Source organism: Ensifer oleiphilus (assembly GCF_013371465.1).
Taxonomy (GTDB): domain Bacteria; phylum Pseudomonadota; class Alphaproteobacteria; order Rhizobiales; family Rhizobiaceae; genus Ensifer; species Ensifer oleiphilus.
The window spans coordinates 1-4,998 of sequence record NZ_JABWDU010000024.1; the positions used below are offsets into that span (position 1 = coordinate 1).

General features: G+C 64.0%; 2 protein-coding genes. Both read right to left on the reverse strand.

All coding sequences use genetic code 11. The features are described 5' to 3' along the window. A partial coding sequence (locus tag HT585_RS31520; RefSeq protein WP_210270650.1) for a type I secretion system permease/ATPase occupies window positions 1–1,193 on the reverse strand: 1,193 nt, incomplete at its 3' end. Window positions 1,194–1,266: 73 nt separating this feature from the next. Beyond that, on the reverse strand, window positions 1,267–4,998 hold a 3,732-nt coding region (locus HT585_RS31525), incomplete at its 5' end, for a peroxidase family protein (protein ID WP_176356698.1).

Here is a 4,998-nt window from a genome sequence, read left to right on the forward strand (position 1 = left end):
TCGGGCCATTGGTTGAGATCGGCGCCGTCGATGCGAACAGCCCCACGTAAGACCGGCCAGATGCCGAGCATGGCGCGCGCCAGTGTCGTCTTGCCGCCACCCGACGGCCCGATCAGCCCCAGCGCCTGGCCGGCTTTCAGTTCCAGGCTCACCTCGCTCAGGAGCACCGCCCCGGTCGACGGTGCCACCGTCGTCACCTTGTCGAGGCTCAAGCTCTCGGTGGGTGCCGGCAGGTCGAGGCTGCCGGAGCGCTCGTCGAGCACGCCGAGCGTCTCGTTGAGGCGGTGATAGCTGCGCCTTGCCGCCACCACGCCCTTCCATTGCGCGATCGCCATGTCGACCGGCGCCAGTGCTCTCGCGGTCACGATCGACGAGGCGATGATCGAACCGGCCGACATCTGCCCGCGGATCGCCAGATAGGCGCCAACCCCGAGGATCGCCGACTGCAGGATCATGCGCAGCACCTTCGACAGGCCCGACAGCGTGCCGCCGATATCCGACGTCTTGGTCTGACAGTCGAGATGGCGGCGATTGGCCTTCTCGAAACGATCGACCGCCCGTCCGGTCATGCCCATGGCATGCAGCACGTCGCTGTTGCGGGCATTGCTTTCGGCCACCGAACTGCGCGCCACCGACGCCTTGATCATCGAGCTGGAATGGCGCCGGGTCAGCACCTCGGCAATCACCGTCAGCACCGCCAGCACCAGCGCGCCACCGAGCGTGAGGTAACCGAGAACCGGATGAAGCATCCAGACGAAGACGAGATAGATTGGGATCCATGGCAGGTCGAACAGCGCCACCGGCCCCTGGCTCGAGAGAAACCCGCGCAGCGTGTCGACGTCGCGGCCGCGTTCCGTCGCCTCCGCCGTCGAATAGCCGAAGCGTGGCATCTCGATCACCACCTTGTGGGCAAGCGGCGCCAGCTGGCTGTCGAGCCGGGCGCCGAGCCGGACCAGGATCTGCGAACGGATGACGTCGAACAGGCCCTGGAACAGATAGAGCCCGACCGCCAGCACCGACAGCGCCACCAACGTGGAGATGCTGCCGCTGGTCAGCGCCCGATCGTAGATCTGCAGCATGTAGAAGGCGCCGGTCAGCGCCAGGATGTTGATGATGCCCGATAGGCCGAAGAGATAGATCAGGATACCGCGCATGCCGCCGATCTTGTGTTGCGGCTCTTTCTTCTTGCTCATGATGAGATCCCCTTTTGTCCGCCCGCATGCTGTCCCGGCCGGTCAGCGACCGGCCGGGAACTCCGCTTCATGCTCAGGAGACACCATTGAAGTCGGCGACCTTGAGGTTGTGCGTGCCCGCGATCGCCAGTTCGAAGTCGGCATCCGGGTCGGCATCGACACTGCCGCGGATCACGGTGACGTCGGCGCCGTCCTGTGTCTCATGCGTCACCACGATCTGGCCGGCGCCCGAGAGCGTCGTTCCGGCCGAAAGCGTGAAGCCCTGCACGCCCGCCTGTCCGGTGTTGGCGTCGATCGAGGAGAAGTCGATCCGGTCTCCCGGCGTAAAGCCGTAGATCGTGTCGCCGTTTGCCGCTGCCACCGAGGTGAAGCGGAAGACGTCCTCGCCAAGGCCGCCGTCGATGATGTTGACGGCATTGGATGCGGTGATCACGTCATGGCCGGAGCCGCCGATGAAGTTCTCGAAGCCGTAGACCGTGTCGGTTCCCACCTCGACGCCTAAGACCTGGCCGCGGCCCATGAAGCCGGTGCCCATGTCGACCGTCAGGGTGCTGGTGGCGGTCGAGTAGTCGAGCGTGTCGCTGCCCTCGCCGCCCCAGTAACTGTCGGAGCCGTCGTTGAGCGTTGCCAGGAAGGTGTCGTCGCCGTCACCGCCCCAGGCCTTGTCCGATCCCGCCCCGCCTTCGATGACGTCGTTGCCGGCGTCGCCGTAGATCAGGTCCTCGCCGCCATTGCCGAACAGCATGTCGGCACCGGCACCGCCGTGGATCTCGTCATTGCCCGATCCGCCAGAGGCAACGTCGTCGCCGTCACCACCCGACAGCACATCCTCGCCGTCCTCGCCGCGCAGCACGTCGCTGCCCGCATCCCCCGACAGGATGTCGCCACCGCCGCCGCCCAGAAGCACGTCGGCAAGGCCACCACCCAGCAGCACATCCGCCGCAGACGTCCCGATCAGCGTGCGCGCCGCAACCGGCAACGGCGTCTCACCACCGTCCCCATCGCCCGAACCGTCACCGTCGTCGTCGCCATCGTCGTCACCGCCGCCGGCCGTATCATCGTCGTCATCATCGTCCCCGCCAGCGTCATCATCGTCGTCATCGTCGTCACCGCCGGCCGTATCATCATCATCGTCGTCCCCATCATCGTCGGGGCCGCCGGTGTCGCCGTCGTCATCCTCGTCGTCGTCGCCGTCATCGCCGCCGCCAACGGGGTCGCCGTCGTCATCACCATCGTCTTCATCATCATCCGGGTTGCCAGCACCATCATCACCATCGTCCGGTTCGTTGGTCTGGAAGACATGTTCGGGAAGATCCGTCATGCCGGTATTGCGAGCGATGATGTCGGCAAACTCCTGACCGTCGATGAAGTTTTCGTAGAAGTCGAAGTTGTCGAAGCGGCTTGCATAGTAGAAGCGGTCGGCTTCCTGCAGACGATCGAACTGCTCGTGCAGGACGATCCAGAAAGTCTGGCCGACCATGCCGCCATTCACATGCTTTTCGGCAAGGCCGCCGACCCAGAGATCGACGCGGTCGATGCCCTTGACGACGCCGGTACCATCGGCCTGCATTGCCACTTGGATACCCGGGTTGATCGACTGGAACGTGGCGATATCGCCGGGCTGCAGCACGAGGTCCGGATAGGCCTGGCGGAACTGGTTGATCACCGCCTGGCTCAGCCCGTTGCGTGCCTGGAAGTCCTCCCAGGACGTGTAGGCAGACATGTCGCCGGCAAAGCCGCGTGCTTCCGAGACGTAGGGATCCTGGGAGGCCGCCAGATCCATGCGGACCTGGTTCAGCGTCCCGAGGCCGACATCCCATCCGCGCGCCACGTTGAAGGCGAACAGATCGGCATTGATGCGAACGAGGTCGTTACGAACAGCGTCGACGATATTGAAGTCCACCTCTTCGGCCTGCTGGGTGATGATCCCGCCGAGAATGGAGTTGACGCCGAGCTGTTCGTAGCCGGGTTGCGGCACGTAGCCTGGAGGCAAGGGACCGGTGAAGACGCCGGCCTCATTGCTCGGGTTCAGGAAGGCATCGAACAGAGCCACCTGCTTGGGCTGCCCGTCGGGACCGATGACGGTCATGGTCTGGCCGATCAGCGAATGTCCGACGCGGTAGACGGCGGCGGCGAACTCATGCGAGATCCCAGCCGTGGCATCCGGGTTGTACTCGAGGAAGCCATGGTTACCGAGGCCGCGCATGCCGCCGAGCAGCATGTCGGCGAACTCGTCGAAGACCACCCGCTGGTACTCGGCCTCATTGATCATCTTGGCCGCCTGGAACAGCTCTTCCGCCGTTCCTTGGAAGCCGGCCGCCTCCAGACCTTCCACATGGAAGTTGTGGTTGCGGGCCCAGATGGTGTGCATCGAGGTCAGCGCAAAGTTCTCGTTGCCGCGCCCGTCGCCGACCACATAGTGATCGAGCAGCTTGATAAAGGGGTTGGTGTCGAGAAGCAGCGCGTGGGTGCTGCCCATGAAGTTGGACGTCATGGCCGGAAGCATCGCTTCGTTGATGACGCCGTTGGTCACCAACCCGGCAAAGTAGGTCTGGAACGCCACCTGCCCGCCCGGCAGCGATGCCGAATGGAACACGGTGTTGTTCTGCCAGTGATGCAGGATCAGCTCGCGCAGCGTCGGCAGCAGCGAGAAGTCGTCATTCGACGGGTCGGCCGCGCCTTTCATCAAGTGCGCGCCCAGTCCACCCGAGCCATTGCCTTCCCGCAGGAACTGGCCGACCAGGTCGTTGGAACCATAGGCCTGGTTCTGATCGACGAAGGGCGAGGTCTTGTTCAGGTGCTGCGGTACGCCGTCGACGACCGAGCTTACCGTCCCGCGGGTAAGATCGGCCGGGTTGCCCGATCCCGGTGCGCCGTTGCCCGGTGCGCCGATGCGGATCGTGCCGTTGCCGCCCTTGCCGAGGAAGTCGAGACCGTGGTCGAAGTACTGGCCGAACGCCATGAAGAAGATGTTGGCGTCCTTGTCGTTCTTCGGCAGGTCGAGTTCCTGGCTGCCGAGGATGTTGCTGATGTTGCGCGGGTCGAGCCCCGAGAAGATCGGATTGATGTTGTTGTTGCCGGTCGTCGGGTCGTAGGCGCCGTAATGCGCATCGGTGATGCGGATGAACGGCGTGTCGGCCGAGCCCCAGGTCGGATTGTCTTCGTTGTTGCCGTGACCGGAGAGTGTCCGGACACCGGAGAAGTCGTTGGTGTCGTCGTCAGTGTCGAAGGCCGGCAGCCCGTTGACCAGGTTCTTGAGGCCGGCAAGGTCGTTCGCGGTGTATTCGAAGCGACCCGAAACGCCTTCATCGTTGCCGGGCGTCGGCGGCGTATTCTGGAATTGCGGCGGCACCGCACCGGCGAAGGTGATCGAGTGCGTGCCGTTCGAGAACGTCTTCGTGCCGTTCGCATTGGTGGTCATGGTGTAGTCGGAAATGTTGCTTCCCGGCGCCAGTTCCACCACGTCCTGCGGCCTGAGATTGCCGACGATCGTGTCGTTGCCGCCATTGGTGCGGAACAGGATACGGTGCGAAGACTGCAGTGCGCTGAAGTCTACGGTGTCGTCGCCCGCATCGCCGTTGATCGTGATCGTGTTGACGCTGAGGCCCGTCGGCGAGAAATCGCCGATCGTCAACACAGTGTCCGGGCCTGCACCCGTATTGATGACGATCTCTTCGATGTCGTTGAGTTCGGCAACGATCGAAACGGCATTCGTGCCGTTGCGGGTAATGACGATTTCCGTCGCCGCGTTGAGGCTGCCCACGGCGTTGCCGGCGACAGCCAACCATTCGGTGCGGGTATAGAC